The following is a 15320-nucleotide window of genomic DNA, read 5'->3' as shown; positions in this document are numbered from 1 at the left end:
GCCGCTCGCCGCCCACCAACGCACCCGAAGGATTGTTGATGTCGCTGCCGCTCGACTTGCATGTGTTAGGCCTGCCGCCAGCGTTCAATCTGAGCCATGATCAAACTCTTCAATTAAAGTTTTGTTGCATCTAAGATGCGGCTCAATGAATACTGTTAATCCATTACCGAAGTAATGAATGAATTGACTGTGCCGAATCTTACGATTCGATTTGGTCACTCAGTTTCATTGATAAATCTTTTGACTATCATTCCACGAGTGCCCACACAGATTGCATGGTCAAATTGTTAAAGAACAATCCGATACGTTGCTGGCTAAGTTGCCGTGCTCCGTGTCGGTGAGGCGGCATTATAGAGAGTTCACACAGCCTGACAACCCCTAATTGTGAAAAAACTCAAAAACAAAAGCCAACCGAACAATATATAGACAAAATTATAATTTACGGTCAAAAAACAACAAGGCACGACGTTGTGTCGTGCCTTCTCTTTATCAGGTATTCAAATTATTTAGTCATTCAGATTCAAAATGACCATCAGAGTTAAGCGACATTGGGGGCACTTCCCGCCCGCCTCTTACGTTTCCTATCTTTAGGGTGAGTGATAGGGATAGCTGAAAGCAACTTCTTGGTGTAGTCAGCCTGCGGGTTAGCATATATTTCGGTTGCCGGGCCCATTTCCACCACTTTGCCGAAGTACATCACGACAACATTGTCTGAAATGTGCTTCACCACCGACAAATCATGCGAAATGAAAATAATCGCCAAATTCATCTCTTTCTGTAGTTGCAGCAGTAAGTTTAGAATTTGCGCCTGTACCGATACATCCAGCGCAGAAACAGACTCATCACAGATCAGTAACTTGGGCTTGAGTGCTATAGCTCTAGCGATCCCAATGCGCTGCCTCTGCCCACCAGAAAACTCATGGGGATAACGATTAACGGCGGTTTCTGGTAATCCCACTTTCAACAGTAGTTCCTTTACCCAAGCTTTCCGCTCTTCGGGTGTGCCTACCTTATGAATAATGAATGGCTCTTCTAATATCATACCAATCGTGTGGCGCTGGTTAAGCGACTCCATCGGGTCTTGAAACACGATTTGCATATCTTTTCGCAAAGGGCGCATTGCCTTGGTAGACAAACTCGTTATGTCCTCCCCTTCGAAAAAGATTTTCCCCTCTGTCGGTTCATACAACTTTAAAATAGTCCGTCCAAGGGTACTTTTACCGCAACCAGACTCACCGACTAAACCCAATGTTTCACCTCTCGCGATAGAGAATGACACCCCATCAACCGCTTTTATTGTATAGCCCTTCTTGAAAATGCCTTTACCCGACACAAAATGCTGTTTGAGGTTTTCTATCCTTAGTACTTCTGCCATAACGTCCTCCTTACATAACCTCATCAAGGCTCAACCTTTAAATTCAGGGAAAAGCGTGACATCAATCGGTTTAATTTCTATCGGCTGCTTGGGCTCACTATCCAGGCTCGGCATCAAGCCCATCAAACGCTCGGTGTAAGGATGCTGGGGATTATCAAACAAATCGAAGATATCGGCATACTCCACAACTTTCCCCCCGTACATGACCGCCACATCATCACAAACCTCGGCAACAACCCCTAAGTCGTGAGTAATGAAAATCATCGCCATGCCGGTTTCTTCCTGCAAGTCGTTCATCAATTCCAAAATCGATGCTTGCACGGTCACATCAAGGGCCGTTGTCGGTTCATCACAAATAAGTATGTCAGGTTTACAAGCAAGTGCCATGGCAATCATGACACGCTGGCGCATTCCGCCTGAAAGGTTGTGCGGGTATTCATTAAGACGCTTTTCCGGCATCGGGATCTTGACCTTTTGCAGCATCTCTAATGAATAGGCGTTGCGCTGCACCTTGCTAAGTTCCGGCCGGTGGAGTTCCAATACCTCATTCAGTTGACACCCAATGGTATGCACTGGGTTTAAAGCTGTCATCGGGTCTTGAAAAATCACTGATATCTTGTTGCCCCGCATCGCATACATATCTTCTGGTGGCAGCGTTACTAGATCTGTTCCGCGATAAAGGATCTGCCCCTTCGTAATTTGGCCATAAGGCTTAGGTAACAAACCCATGATCGACATGGAGGTGACACTTTTGCCACACCCCGACTCACCAACCAAGCCCAGCGTTCTTCCTTTACGAACATCAAAGCTGACACCATGAAGTATCTTTACCACCCCTTCATCCGTCATAAATTCCGTTTCCAGATCACGGACACTTAAAATTACATCATTTTGCATAGTGCCCATTCCTACAGCTTGAAATTATCGTCAATCACGGTTACCGGCTCAAACGCTTTACCTTTCTTCATCGCGGCAAGGGTGGCTTTCTTTTCATCCTCGTCAATCCAAAAAGTGGCTAAATCAACCACCGAAAACATACCTGCAGTTTGTTTTGTCATTGCCGGTGTTGGGTACTTCATCCAACGCCAATAACCTTCACGGGTATAGGGCACCATGTACCCCGGCACAATTAGGAACTCATCAGCGACGATTTTTTGAATTTGATGGGAAATAGCTTGCTTCTTCTGTAGATCAAACTCTTTATTATAGCTATCGATCAACTCGTCCATCTCAGCTGAGCGGTAATTGTTATGGTTGTTAGTCTGAGGTTTAGCATTGACCGAGTGAAGGTACTCCCAATAGGCAGGGATCTCTCCGCCCCCCATATTGATAAATGCCAGTTCATGCTTTTTCTCTAGCACATACTTGAAAGCAGATGATCCATCGACAAGGTTGAGGGTAATTTCAAGGCCCGCTTGCTTGGCTTGCTCTTTGAGGTATGCAATGCGTGGGGTATGCGGCTGGTAACCATAAGTGATCGCAAAGCTCAAACGCTCCCCGTTGGCATTTAGCCTGATCCCATCCGGGCCTACCTTACCAAACCCGGCTTTGACAAAGAATTCTGCTGCCAATTCAGGATCAAACGCAGGAGGTAAGTTATCACTACGATCATAGCCTCCATGACCAAAGCCCATACCGTGTGGCTTACGAGCGTAGTCCCCGCGCAATACATTGTTGATCATGCCGTCAAAGTCAGTGGCATACGTAACGCCAGCGCGAATATTGCGGTCATCAAGAAGTGGTTGGGCGGTATTCATCCAAATGCCTCCCGCCCCCTGCACTCGCTGGTTGTAACCCCAGAACTTGTGGATATACCCTTTTTGATAAGGTTTGGTATTGGATTTTTCATGCCACAAGTTCGGCAGCACCAAACCGAATGTATCCAAACTCCCTTTTTCAAAATGCTTGCGGGCAATATCGTTATCCCGTATCACCGTATAGCGCACTTTTTTCACGTTATAACGGTTTTGGTAGTAGCGGTTACTGTAACCCCACCACTGCTCACCAACATGCTTGAAAGTGACACTCTTGCCTTTCTTAACCTTATCCATGTAATAAGGCCCGGTTGTCGGTTCGCTCTTGAAATTGTAACGACGGACGAAATCATCATCGATACCGTCATTGTTCTCATCTTTCTTGGGCTTAAAAAAGTGCTCAGGTCTTGGCTGTAAGCCATTGCTCGGCAGGTTGATTTGTACCATCAATTCGTCATCGGTCTTTTTATCGACCGACTTTACCGCAATGGTATAGTCATCAAATTTGACGACGTCTTCTATTTTATTAGTAAAGAAGTCGTTGTACCACGGCGAAATAATGTCCTTAGAGCGGTAGTACTTCAACATAAACAGATAATCGTCGGCAGTCACTTTTTCGCCATCCGACCACCGGGCCTTGGGATCCAATTTGAAAAATACGGTCTGGTGGTCCTCGCCAAAGGCCCACTCTTTTGCTAGTTGTGGGATCCATTTCCCCGTATTTGGGTGGCGGGCTGCTAGCTTAGGTACCCCGTCCATAAAGTAGTGTCGTAACCCTGCATTCGAGTCCGGGCCAACACTGCGCAGCGTCTGCGGAAAACTGGTTATATGGGTGCGCAGAGTGCCGCCGAACTTAGCGTCGGGAGAAGCGAAGAGTGGCTCCTCCATGTTGGATTGCCATGTCAAGCCTGCGGGTAGCTCTGCCGCCTGAGCGGCACTGCCTAGCACGGCAATAATGGCGGCCGCTGAAAATGTGAATACTTTTTTCATAATCAATGTCCTTATTACAACAACAGCAAGCTAAACATAGCGGGTAAATTTCTTGGGGTCGAAGGCAGCACGGATTGCTTCGCCAATAAAGGTCACCATAACCAGAACCAAGACAATAGATGTAACAACTGAGGTGACAATCCAGGGTGAATCAAGGTTGGACTTGCCCTGCTGAAGCAACTCCCCCCAGCTCGGCGTTGGCGGCATTAGCCCCAAACCTAAGTAATCTAAAGCCGTCAGTGCCGTGATATTGGCCGCGATGGTGAAGGGGGCAAGCGTGACAATCATGACCATGGTGTTCGGCAATATATGATTAAACAAAATGCGGCCGGTGGACGCCCCCAACGCTTTCGCCGCCATGACATACTCACGCGCAGACTCCTTATAAGTCATGGTGCGCATGTACCAAGTCATCCCCATCCAGCCAAAGAGCACATTGATCCCGACAAACAGCGCAAACGTCGGTTGCGTTATCGACACCAAAATCATGATGACATACAAGAACGGCACCATTGACCACACTTCAATCAAACGCTGGACAAACAAATCAAACTTGCCGCCAAAGAAGCCCATTGCACAACCAACCGCCGTACCAATGGCGTAGGAAATTGCCATCGTCAGCAAGGCAAACCCCATGGCAATCCGAAAGCCATAAACTAAACGGGCCAGAATGTCGCGGCCGATAATATCGGTCCCCAGGTAGTGTTTGTTTTCTATGCTCGGGGGATTTGGCGGATAATTGCCAGAAAAGTCCTGCTCGTAAGGGTTCCATGGCACCAGCGGCATGATGACAAAGTTACCCTGAGCTTCTTCTGCAAAGGTTTTTTGCAGCAAGCGGTAATCGGCTTCACTGGCTGTCGCCTGACCAAACTCATTGCCTAAACGAACATCCGAAAAGACGGGAAAGCTAAATGCCCCATTATATTTAACCACCAAGGCCTTGCTGTTGATTAACAGTTCAGCAAATAACGACAATACCAAGAGCAACGATAATATAATGAATGAAAAATAGCCTCGTTTAATATCTTTAAAGCGCTTGATCTTTTTTAGCGTAAGGGGATTAAGGTTCAACATACTAAGCTCCAAACTTCACGCGAGGGTCGACCAAGGCAACGCAAACATCAGATAGGATATTGCCAATCAATAGCATTACCGCATTAATCGCAACGATGCCCATCACGACCGGATAGTCACGCTCAATAATTGACTCGTACCCCAACAACCCAATACCGTCGATATTAAAAATCACCTCAATTAAGAAAGAGCCAGTCATAAAGAACAACAGTGAGTTACCAAAGTGGCTAGCGATGGGAATTAAGCTATTTCTAAGCGCGTGCTTTCTAACAGCTTGCTTAAAAGGCAGCCCTTTTGCGATTGCAGTGCGAATATAATCTGAGGATAAGTTTTCCATCAGGTTATTTTTCATCGTCATGGTGAGAGTGGCGAAGTCGCCAATCAAGTAACAAATCAGCGGCAAGACAGCGTGCCACATAACATCTTTGGCGCGCTCGGCAAACGTTTCATAATCGTCAAAGTCATCCCCCACAAAGCCCCCCATCGGGAACCACTCCAAGTGATAGCTAAACAGGGTAATGAGCAGCACCCCGACAACATAGCCTGGCAAGGCATAGCCAACAAAAATAAGAATGGATGAACCGGAGTCAAATACTGAGCCGTGCTTGAGTGCTTTATAGTAGCCAAGAGGAATAGAAATAAAATAACTGATAAAGAAAGTCATTCCCCCATAAAACAAGGAGACCGGCAGGCGCTCTGCAATCATATCCGAGACCGGTTCGTAATAGCGGGTCGATTCGCCAAAATCGAGCACAGCCAGCTTGCCGAGCCACTCAAAATAGGCTTCAAACACAGGCTTATCCAGCCCATAAAAGGCATTCAATTCTGCAATCTGATCTTCTGACAGCGCGGTTGTACCGCCCGCCGAGGTCATCGCAGCAGCACCGTCGCCTTGCGCCTGCATATTAGCAAGCATCCGCTCGACAGGGCCGCCGGGGACAAAGCGAGTGATTGCAAAGATAAGTATGGTGATACCGATGAAGGTTGGGATCACCAACATCATTCGGCGTAGAAAATATGACAGCATGTACTCACTAACTCCTTGTCAACTCGCAGTACAAGATAAGAATTCCACCTTTACCTCTTAAAAGGATAGCCAATCATTCAAGCTATCACTTACTGCGAATACCTGTTCTTCCTGAACATTTCCATTTTATGTGTCGCCAAAAACAACATCACTTATTTTTTATATAGCCACATGTACAGTGAATATTGCCACCCATCAAGTGTGATTAACTATTTTGACCCATTTTTGTCACATTTTCCCTGTATGCTATTTTACTCATCAAAAAAAAATCAAAATCTAAAATAACCACCAAAACAAGCACATTTTATAAAACACAAAACAACTCATGCATATTACTTTAGTCACCTTGGTAATAAGGTTATTCAATTTAAATTATTCCTTCTAAAAATATAAACCTTGATATTGTTTGTGATAACTGGAACAAGTGAAACCACAAAAATTATATCAATAAAGAATATCAAGAATAAAAACCCACTTAATAGCAAACAATACTTAAAACTGAGTTTTGCGCAGAAATATAGCCAAATCTTCCAGCAATAACCAAATACTTAACACTTCATCTTAATATGCACATCAAAACAATTTCCAAAAACTTTTTAACACAAAAAACCAAAGCAACGTCCAAAACCAACTTCATTCACCGATATATGATAAATATTGGTGATAAATATTATTTTATGTTTTCTTATAACTAAATACTGCTGGTTTGACTTCAAGTTTTTGCTTCATGTATATCTTGCGACTCAACGTTAACGAAAAGTTAATGTTTATTTCGATAACAACAATTCGAAACGCAGGAAGAATAATAAATGGAGCAGCAAGGATGAATAAAAAAACAACAGCTCTATCTGTCGCAATAAGTCTTGCTTTAGGGGCGGTGCTCATAGCCCCAATAGCGCAAGCTGAAGAGCAGCAGGTAGAGAAACTGCAAAAGATGAAAGTAACAGGTTCACGTATTTCACGAGTAGAAATGGAAGGAGCCGAACCAGTCCAAGTATTATCGTCTGAATATATCGAAAACACAGGCCTTGTTTCTTTAGGCGATATCCTTAACCAAATCCCCGCCATTGCCGGTACAGTCCAAAGCACCTCAATGAATAACGGCAGTAATGGCGCAGCAACCGTTAACCTACGTGGCCTTACCGCAGAGCGTACCCTTGTTCTGGTTAATGGCCGTCGAATGGTCAATGGCGGAACGGGGGCCGATGCCGCTGTCGACCTCAACATGATCCCAACCGCCATGGTTGAGCGAATCGAAATTCTAAAAGATGGTGCATCGTCGGTTTATGGCTCTGATGCGGTAGCGGGTGTGGTTAATATTATCACCAAGCAAAGCTACGAAGGCTTTGAAGTTGGTGTTAAAACCGGACAAACGTCAAAAGGTGATGGCCAGGTTACCGAAATCACCATGCTAACTGGCGTTGCTAGCGACCGAGGTAACCTTCTGTTCTCGGCAGGGTACACTGAAGAGAAAAAAATCCAAGGCAGTGATCGTGGCTTTGCCAACACCGACTTAAATCACGATGGATTTGGTGGCAGCTATGTTGGCGGCAGCTCCTCTACTCCTTGGGGCTATTACGACGGCCAAACATTTGGCCCAGAGGGCGGCAATACCCTCCGTCCCTTTAATCCGGAAACCGACCTATACAACTACGCCCCCGACAATTACCTCAAGCGCCCGGCAGAGCGCTTTTACCTAAGTGCCAACGGCAACTACCTTGTTGCCGAAAATGATTACTTGGGTCCTGTTACTGCCTCATTCGAAGCACTGTATGCCAACTCTAAGTCGGACTATCTATTAGCCGCAGAACCTATGTTTGGTGCTTTTACCCCGGGCTTTAACCCAATTTCTGCCGACAACGAGTATAACCCGACTGGCGAAGACATTGTTGACTGGCGCCGCCGAATGGTTGAAACCGGCGGGCGCAACCGAATGTTTGAATCCGATACGGCACGGATCGTATTTGCGCTGGATGGCGAATTCGCCAATGGCTGGGTATGGGATACCAGTTTTAACTGGGGCAAAACCAAAACGGTTCAGCAAGAGGACAACGTCTTCATGAAAGACCGGGTGAACAATGCACTTGGCCCTTCATCAAATGGACAATGTTTGGATGCCGGCGGCAACGTCATTCCTGGCTGTGTGCCAATGGATATCTTCGGCACCATTAGCCAGGAAGCTCTCGATTACGTGACCTTCACGCGCCAAGATACCGGCTATAACCAACAACAAGTCATCGACTTCAATGTAACAGGCGATGTGTTTGACTATGAAATGGGGACCATTGCCTTCGCAGCTGGCTACCAAACCCGAACCGAAAAAGGTGAAAGTCAGCCTGACGCCCTTGTTGTATCAGGCAATGCCAGCGGTAACGCCCTGTCTGCAACATCGGGGACTTACTCAGTCGACTCACTCTATGGCGAGCTATTGATTCCGCTGCTTTCAGATGTTCAGTTTGCCGAATATTTAGAAGCCAAAATTTCGGCTCGCCACGATGACTACTCATCGTTTGGCAGCAATACCTCTATGGGCTACAGCCTGCTGTACCAACCATTCGACGACTTAATGTTGCGTGGTACTTACTCTGAGGTATTTAAGGCTCCATCTATTAGCCAGCTTTATGGTGGACAACAGGAGAGCTTCGACACCCTAACCGACTCATCAGGGCAAGATACCTCCGGCCGCGACCAGTTCCCGGTGCAATACGGCTCGAATGAAGACCTAAAGCCCGAGCAAGGGCATACCGCCTCCGTTGGTTTCGTTTACTCACCTTCTTTTGTCGACAACCTATCAATGACTGTCGACTACTGGCAAATCGAGCTGGAAGACCTGATCGATAATGTGGATCCCCAGTTCATGCTTGACCAGTGCGAGGCAACCGGTGAGTACTGTGACAGCATCACCCGCTTTGACAATGGCAACATCCGTTCGATTGATGCCCGCTATACCAACCTTGGTGGCTTGAAAACCGATGGCATCGACTTCAACGTTCGCTACCGCTATGACTTTGACGAGTTAACCTTCAGGGCTAATTGGGAAAACACCTACCTACTGAAATACGAAGTCGAGCAGCCAGACGGAACCGTCATCGACTACGCGGGTAAGTTTATCAGTGATCAGATCGGCCACTTTGCCCAATATCGCTCCACATTAAACCTTGGTTTATCGCAGGAAGTTTGGGCAGCCAACTGGACAGCACGCCTGATTGACAGCGTCACCTACCAACTACCCGGGGTTGATCAAGACCAGTATGAATTCAATGTTCCGACCGTGGTTTATCACGATATCAATGGTTCATACCTAGTCAACGACAACATCAAATTATCTTTGGGTATCAACAACCTGTTCGATAAAGAGCCGCCATTGATGCTAGATACCTTATCAGCCAATACCGACTCAACCACCTATGACGTAGCAGGGCGTTTCTACTACGCCAATGTCAACGTCAAATTCTAATAACAATGAGGCGCGGGGCTGCCCCGCGCCACTTCTGACTGACAAAACACCATGACAAGGATGCAACTATGACGTTAAAGGACTTTGGCGTAAGTGCTATCACTGCCGCCATACTGACTTTCAGTGTACCTTCGCTTGCCGCCGATACTGGCACGGTTGTCGCCACCCAAGGCAAGGCAGACAAGTCGGCAGCCACTTCACAGGCAAAAATAGACAATTATGCCGACAGCACCGACGCCATGCTCGCCGAATACAAGGGACTGTTACGCCAAATCGACAGCATAAAGGTGTACAACGCGCAAATTAGCCGCATGGTCGACTCTCAACAGGGCGAGCTGGATTCACTGAACCGCCAGATCGCCCAAATTGATCAAACTGCAATGGAGGTGGTGCCACTCACCCTAAAAATGATCGATGCGCTCGATGAGTTTGTCGCGCTTGATTTGCCCTTCCAATCAGAAGAGCGCACTGTGCGGGTCAACGAATTGCGCGAGCTCATGGATCGCGCCGATGTCACCACATCGGAGAAATTCCGCAAGGTGATGGAAGCCTATCAAATCGAAGAGGGCTTCTCGCGCTCTATCGAATATTATAAAGCCAGCCTTGAGCGCAACGGGGAAACCGTCACCTACGACTTCCTGCGCATTGGCCGTACCGCCCTGCTTTACCAGTCACCGGACGGTGGTGAAACCGGCATGTGGAACCAGCAAACCCGCCAATGGGAACCCCTCCCCCAGAGCTACCGCATTGCGGTCCAGCAGGGCCTTCGGATTGCCAAAAAGCAAGCGCCACCAGCACTGATTAAATTACCTGTATTTGCCGGGGAGAAAGGATAATGAACGCATTTAAATCACTGGCAGCGGCATTCACGGCAGGGCTGCTACTGGCAAGCCCTGCCCAAGCCGAAACACCCGCCTCTTTGGCTGAACTATTGAAGTCCGTAAAAGCCAACAGCATTGTTGAGTCTCAAGAAAGCAAAGATCGCGAGGCAGCATTTAGGGCAGATAGAAACCAGCAGGCCGCCTTGCTAAAACAAGCCAAAGCCGAGCTAAAAGCGGAAACCGAGCGTGGCGATCAACTTAAGGCCAGCTTCGACAATAACGACAAGCAACTCACCGAATTAACCGAAACCTTGCGCCAACGTTCCGGCACATTGGGTGAAATGTTTGGTGTCGTTCGCCAATATGCCGGCGAGTTCAAGGGGCTATTTGCGGCATCACAAAACGCAGTGCAATTTCCCGAGCGCGATACCCTGCTGACCAAACTGGCTGAGAGCAAAGAGCTACCATCAACGCAGGAACTTGAGGCTTTCTGGCATACCATTTTGCAACAGGTTGTCGTATCGGGAGACACCACGACGACTGCGGCCACGGTGGTTTATGGCGAGGGCAAGGAAGCCGTGCGCGATGTGACTTTGGTGGGTGAATTCAATGCCATTGCCGACGGCAAGTATGTTACTTACGTCCCGCAAACAGGTAAGTTCGAAGAGCTATCTCGCCAACCAAACAACAACATCATGCGCAACGTCCCAGGCTTTGAACAGGCAGGAAACAGCTACGAGCCTCTGTTTATCGACCCTTCCCGTGGTGTGATTTTGTCGCTGCTTGTCCAGAGCCCAACAGTACAGGAGCGAGTTGACCAAGGTGGTATCGTCGGGTACGTGATCCTTGGCATGGGGGCCTTAGGTGCCGTCATCGCCCTCTTCTGCTTCCTGCGCCTGGCTATCATTGGCAGCAAAATGCGCAAGCAAGCGAAATCGGAGCAGGTACTCAAGGGCAACCCGCTCGGCGAAATCATGGCAGCCTACCTTGGCCATAACAGCGATAACCTGGAAGATCTGGAAGCGAAGCTGGACGAGGTGATCCTCCGCAACGCCCCGCGCATCGAGCGCTTCGTAGGCTCGATAAAGCTCTTTGCCTCTGTCGCGCCACTGCTTGGCCTACTGGGTACGGTAATGGGGATGATCGGCACTTTCCAAGCCATCACCTTGTTTGGTACCGGCGATCCGAAACTCATGGCTGGCGGGATTTCAGAAGCACTGGTGACGACCATGTTGGGTCTGGTTGTTGCAATACCTCTGCTGTTTTTCTACACCCTCGTCCATAGCAAGAGCCGCCGCCTGGTTCAAACGCTGGAAGAACAAAGCGCAGGCTTTATAGCCCGCTACCAGGAAAAGCTTCACGCGGATAATGCCGACAAATAAGGAGGCTCTATGTGGTGGCTAATTGAAGAAGTGGAGTCTATCAGGCGCTTCCTCGGCATGGGGGGAGATGTATTGGTGGCCCTCTTCATCCTGAGTTTCATGCTTTGGACGATCCTGCTGGAGCGCTGGTTCTACTTTGCTGCAGTACTGCCGCGGGCAATCAAAAAAGCCGAAGCCAAGTGGGCGGCAAGGACTGATCACCAAAGCTGGAATGCCAAGATGATCCGCCAAGAGCTCGTTTCAATCCAAGACATCGAAAACAAGCGAGGGTTACCCGTGATCAAGGTATTGATCGCGCTCTGCCCGCTGCTTGGCCTGCTCGGCACCGTGGTGGGCATGATCCAAGTCTTTGATATTTTGGCAGTCATCGGCACAGGAAGCCCCCGAGCAATGGCTTCGGGGATCTCAAAGGCAACTATTCCAACGCTTGCGGGCATGGTCGCATCCCTATCGGGGCTATTTTTCAGCTCCCGGCTTGACCACCTGGCGAAGGTCTCCACGCAGAAGCTGGAAGACCGATTGAAGCATGTTGCCTAATTAAACGGAATTTAGAGGTATAGCTCATGAAACGACGCTATAGCAGCGAAAGCAGCGACGAAGCAGCAATCGATATGACACCGATGCTCGACATCGTCTTTATCATGCTGATCTTTTTTATCGTAACTACATCGTTTGTCAAAGAGGCAGGCATCGATGTCAACCGTCCAAGCGCCAATACCGCGCAAACAGTGAAAAAGGGCAACATCATGGTTGCAGTTGGGGCATCGGGGGATGTCTGGGTTGACAAGCGCCGAGTCGAAGTCGATGCCGTACGCGCCAATATCGAACGCCTGCGCGCAGAGAGCCCCGACGGTGCCGTGGTGATCCAAGCCGACGAAGAAGCCAAATCAGGCGTTGTCGTCAAAGTGATGGATCAGATAAGAATGGCGGGTGTCCAAAGCATCTCCATTGCCGCAACCAATAAGGATTAAGCCTATGCGGTATCTGGCCTCATTAGCACTGGCGCTCGTTGTCTCCCTGGGGTTGTTCTGGGGGATGGACAAGCTAGTAAACAAAGAGCGCCACGAACTGACGTCGAATGAAGACTTGAGAATGGTCGACTTCATCCGCGTTAAATCAGAAGAGAAAGTACAGGAGAAAAAGCGCGAGCTACCCAAGCCAACACCACCGAAGAAACCACCGCCGCCACCCGAGCTAAAGGTGACTTCCACCGTCAAGCCAGTGATGGAGCAAATCCCGGTGGATATGCCAAAGCTGGATCTGCCAGTGAATGTGACAGGCGGTTCGGTGCTTGGCCACTATAGCCAAGGCGGTAGCGCGAAGGTCACGGGCAATGGCGGCCCGGTACCGCTTGCGACCTTCCAACCCCAAATGCCGCGTAAAGCAGCAAGGGCTGGTATTGAAAGCGGAGTGGTCTTGTTGGAATTTACCGTCAATGCCCGCGGTACCGTGGAAGACGTCAAGGTATTGAAAGAAGATCCTCGTCGCCTGGGGCTGGGTAAAGCGGCCAAGAAAACGGTATCAAAATGGACCTTCAAGCCAAAGCAAGAAGACGGCAAGCCCGTCAGTGCGAGGCTATCTCAGGAAATTGAGTTTTCGATTAACTAGGAGTCACAATGAATAAATATTCTCAACATTTGCTGGCTTCGTTATTCTTGCTTGCCGGTGCCCTTGCGGCGCCGGCAACCGCCAAGGGTAACCCGGAGCTCAGTGACCGCACCTTCAGAACGGTAAACAAGGTACAGGAACTAATCGCGACCGAGCGCTACGAAGATGCTATAGATAAGCTGACTGGCGCCCTGGGTAAAACCAAGTCCAAAAAGTACGATCGGGCCGTGCTGCTGCAACAAATGGGCTTTTTATACTCGCTTCGCGATAACTACCCAAAAGCAGCTGAGTATTTCGCCAAGTCGTTGGCATTGGATGCCCTGCCCGTCCCGGTCGCACAGCAAGTACGCTACAGCCTGGCGCAACTGTACTTAGCCCAAGAACAGTTCGAGCTGTCGGTCACCACCATGCAACAGTGGTTTGAGGTAGCGAAAACGACCGAGGAGCAGCCCGAAGCCCATGCCTATATCACCCTTGCCAGTGCCTACGTCCAAATGGAGGATTACAAAAGCGCCATACCGCCGGTAAAGCAAGCCATTGCAATGAGCCCATCACCCAATGAGTCATGGTACCTACTGCTAATGGCCTCCCATTATGAGCTCAAGCAATTCAAGAGCGTGGCGGGGGTGCTGAAAACACTCACCAACAAATACCCGCATAAAAAGCGTTATTGGATGCAGCTTTCGGGGATCTATATGGAGCTAAACCAAGAGCAACACTCGCTCGCGACCTTGGAATCAGCGTACCAGTTAGGTTTGCTAGAAAGCGAGAAGGAAATACTGCGCTTGGTTAACTTCCTGGCCTACCGCGGCATTCCATTCCGCGCCGCCAAAACCCTGGAGGCAGAAATGGCAAGCGGCCGTGTCGCCCAGTCGCAGCAAAACCAAGAGCGGCTAGCCTCCTTCTGGCAACAAGCCAAAGAGCTCGATAGTGCCATTGTTGCCTACCAACAGGCATTTGACTTGGCTCCTACCGCCAAGGCGCAAATAAAAATTGCACGGCTGATGCTACAGGCTCAACAATTTGAGCAAGCCACAACCTTCAGCCAGCAAGCAACAAGCGACGCCAGTGCTGACGATAAGGCTGAGCTCGCTTACCTAAGAGGCATGGCTTACTTTGAATTAGAGCAACACGGCAATGCCCTAGCGGCAATGCAGGCAGCAGCGAAATCGGTCGAGATAAAATCGGCAGCCGTTCCCTGGATAACATTTCTAAAAGATCAAGGTTAACCACTCCCCTTCCATTAACCTCAGATCTGGTGTGAGTCAGTCACACCTTTCGGGAAGCAGATGAACGTCATTTGCTTCCCTTTTTTTCTTGTCGCCACCTAAGCTATTTAGCAGCAATATCGAGTTCAGCCACCCGCACCGACTGGCAACCCACAACCAGCACATCCCCCTGAGCATTTGGGCACTCTGTTTTGATACTATCGACAACTACCCGGTTCACGCTTGGCAAAGCGCCGATGAGCAGCTGCTGGTTCTCTTCCTGAAGCGTTTTGACGGCTTCAGTCTTTTGTTCCACCATCATCCTATCAAGTTCATTTTGCCAAACAGCTTTATCCAACGGCTCTGCATGTACCATATTGGTGACTGATAGCGTCATCAAACTGCCTACAACCAACATCTTCATCCTGCATCCCTTTATATTGATATCCACAAAAGATAGAACAACTAGAGCAGGATGCATGCCAATAGCTATCTATTTGACATTAATACAAAAAACAATCAACAGCGTCGAACACGGAGGCATTATGCAACAGTTATCACCACAAGTTGGCGAAATACACCACACTCAATAACGCAAAAAGGCCGCCTAAGCGACCTTCATTA

At 48.6% G+C, this 15320-nt stretch carries 13 protein-coding genes and 1 rRNA gene; 7 read left to right on the top strand and 7 right to left on the bottom strand.

The window, feature by feature from the left end; translation table 11 throughout:
• From C9I98_RS23305 to C9I98_RS23280, 6 genes are all read right to left on the bottom strand, one after another.
• Window positions 1-116, bottom strand: a 16S ribosomal RNA gene (locus C9I98_RS23305); the annotation flags it as partial.
• Between the two features lie 422 nt (window positions 117-538).
• Window positions 539-1375, bottom strand: a complete 837-nt coding sequence (locus tag C9I98_RS23300) for an ABC transporter ATP-binding protein (RefSeq protein ID WP_081878900.1) — start codon at window positions 1373-1375, stop codon at window positions 539-541.
• Between the two features lie 30 nt (window positions 1376-1405).
• Window positions 1406-2272 (bottom strand): ABC transporter ATP-binding protein, encoded by an 867-nt coding sequence (locus C9I98_RS23295; protein ID WP_081878901.1) that lies wholly within the window; start codon window positions 2270-2272, stop codon window positions 1406-1408.
• Between the two features lie 11 nt (window positions 2273-2283).
• The gene (locus C9I98_RS23290) at window positions 2284-4119 is read right to left on the bottom strand and encodes an extracellular solute-binding protein (protein ID WP_036820170.1); all 1836 of its coding nucleotides are present in this window, start codon (window positions 4117-4119) and stop codon (window positions 2284-2286) included.
• Between the two features lie 30 nt (window positions 4120-4149).
• Entirely contained in the window at window positions 4150-5193 is a 1044-nt protein-coding gene (locus tag C9I98_RS23285; RefSeq protein ID WP_036820173.1) for an ABC transporter permease, read from the bottom strand.
• 1 nt (window position 5194) lies between these two features.
• Window positions 5195-6220 (bottom strand): ABC transporter permease subunit, encoded by a 1026-nt coding sequence (locus C9I98_RS23280; protein ID WP_036820176.1) that lies wholly within the window; start codon window positions 6218-6220, stop codon window positions 5195-5197.
• A gap of 823 nt (window positions 6221-7043) precedes the next feature.
• Between C9I98_RS23280 and C9I98_RS23275 the strand changes: the two genes are divergently transcribed.
• The 7 genes from C9I98_RS23275 (at window position 7044) to C9I98_RS23245 (ending at window position 14717) form a co-directional block, all read left to right on the top strand.
• Window positions 7044-9677, top strand: a complete 2634-nt coding sequence (locus tag C9I98_RS23275) for a TonB-dependent receptor plug domain-containing protein (RefSeq protein ID WP_107272534.1) — start codon at window positions 7044-7046, stop codon at window positions 9675-9677.
• A 68-nt stretch (window positions 9678-9745) separates the two neighbouring features.
• Window positions 9746-10513, top strand: coding sequence for a DUF3450 domain-containing protein (locus C9I98_RS23270; protein ID WP_036824032.1), 768 nt, complete (start codon window positions 9746-9748; stop codon window positions 10511-10513).
• The gene (locus C9I98_RS23265; RefSeq protein ID WP_036824029.1) at window positions 10513-11880 is read left to right on the top strand and encodes a MotA/TolQ/ExbB proton channel family protein; all 1368 of its coding nucleotides are present in this window, start codon (window positions 10513-10515) and stop codon (window positions 11878-11880) included. Before C9I98_RS23270 ends, C9I98_RS23265 begins: the two co-directional genes overlap by 1 nt.
• Before the next feature lie 9 nt (window positions 11881-11889).
• Window positions 11890-12417 (top strand): MotA/TolQ/ExbB proton channel family protein, encoded by a 528-nt coding sequence (locus C9I98_RS23260; RefSeq protein WP_036824027.1) that lies wholly within the window; start codon window positions 11890-11892, stop codon window positions 12415-12417.
• Window positions 12418-12443: 26 nt separating this feature from the next.
• Window positions 12444-12851, top strand: a complete 408-nt coding sequence (locus tag C9I98_RS23255; protein WP_036824023.1) for an ExbD/TolR family protein — start codon at window positions 12444-12446, stop codon at window positions 12849-12851.
• 4 nt (window positions 12852-12855) lie between these two features.
• A complete protein-coding gene (locus C9I98_RS23250; RefSeq protein ID WP_036824021.1) occupies window positions 12856-13488 on the top strand; it encodes an energy transducer TonB in 633 nt (210 codons plus the stop codon).
• Window positions 13489-13496: 8 nt separating this feature from the next.
• Window positions 13497-14717 carry a tetratricopeptide repeat protein gene (locus C9I98_RS23245; protein WP_036824019.1) on the top strand — a complete coding sequence of 407 codons (1221 nt, stop codon included), beginning with the start codon at window positions 13497-13499 and terminating at the stop codon, window positions 14715-14717.
• A gap of 103 nt (window positions 14718-14820) precedes the next feature.
• Here C9I98_RS23245 and C9I98_RS23240 read toward each other — a convergent pair whose 3' ends face one another.
• Window positions 14821-15120 (bottom strand): hypothetical protein, encoded by a 300-nt coding sequence (locus C9I98_RS23240; RefSeq protein WP_036824015.1) that lies wholly within the window; start codon window positions 15118-15120, stop codon window positions 14821-14823.
• Window positions 15121-15320: the final 200 nt, after the last annotated feature.

It is taken from the genome of Photobacterium sanctipauli, from assembly GCF_003026495.1.
Lineage (GTDB): Bacteria > Pseudomonadota > Gammaproteobacteria > Enterobacterales > Vibrionaceae > Photobacterium > Photobacterium sanctipauli.
The sequence above is the reverse complement of the archived record's forward strand: the minus strand, read 5'-3'. Positions and strand labels throughout refer to the sequence as shown.

Coding starts and splice junctions, on each gene's coding strand:
- C9I98_RS23300 (WP_081878900.1), bottom strand. CDS start 1,375: ATGGCAGAAGTACTAAGGATAGAAAACCTCAAACAGCATTTTGTGTCG.
- C9I98_RS23295 (WP_081878901.1), bottom strand. CDS start 2,272: ATGCAAAATGATGTAATTTTAAGTGTCCGTGATCTGGAAACGGAATTT.
- C9I98_RS23290 (WP_036820170.1), bottom strand. CDS start 4,119: ATGAAAAAAGTATTCACATTTTCAGCGGCCGCCATTATTGCCGTGCTA.
- C9I98_RS23285 (WP_036820173.1), bottom strand. CDS start 5,193: ATGTTGAACCTTAATCCCCTTACGCTAAAAAAGATCAAGCGCTTTAAA.
- C9I98_RS23280 (WP_036820176.1), bottom strand. CDS start 6,220: ATGCTGTCATATTTTCTACGCCGAATGATGTTGGTGATCCCAACCTTC.
- C9I98_RS23275 (WP_107272534.1), top strand. CDS start 7,044: ATGAATAAAAAAACAACAGCTCTATCTGTCGCAATAAGTCTTGCTTTA.
- C9I98_RS23270 (WP_036824032.1), top strand. CDS start 9,746: ATGACGTTAAAGGACTTTGGCGTAAGTGCTATCACTGCCGCCATACTG.
- C9I98_RS23265 (WP_036824029.1), top strand. CDS start 10,513: ATGAACGCATTTAAATCACTGGCAGCGGCATTCACGGCAGGGCTGCTA.
- C9I98_RS23260 (WP_036824027.1), top strand. CDS start 11,890: ATGTGGTGGCTAATTGAAGAAGTGGAGTCTATCAGGCGCTTCCTCGGC.
- C9I98_RS23255 (WP_036824023.1), top strand. CDS start 12,444: ATGAAACGACGCTATAGCAGCGAAAGCAGCGACGAAGCAGCAATCGAT.
- C9I98_RS23250 (WP_036824021.1), top strand. CDS start 12,856: ATGCGGTATCTGGCCTCATTAGCACTGGCGCTCGTTGTCTCCCTGGGG.
- C9I98_RS23245 (WP_036824019.1), top strand. CDS start 13,497: ATGAATAAATATTCTCAACATTTGCTGGCTTCGTTATTCTTGCTTGCC.
- C9I98_RS23240 (WP_036824015.1), bottom strand. CDS start 15,120: ATGAAGATGTTGGTTGTAGGCAGTTTGATGACGCTATCAGTCACCAAT.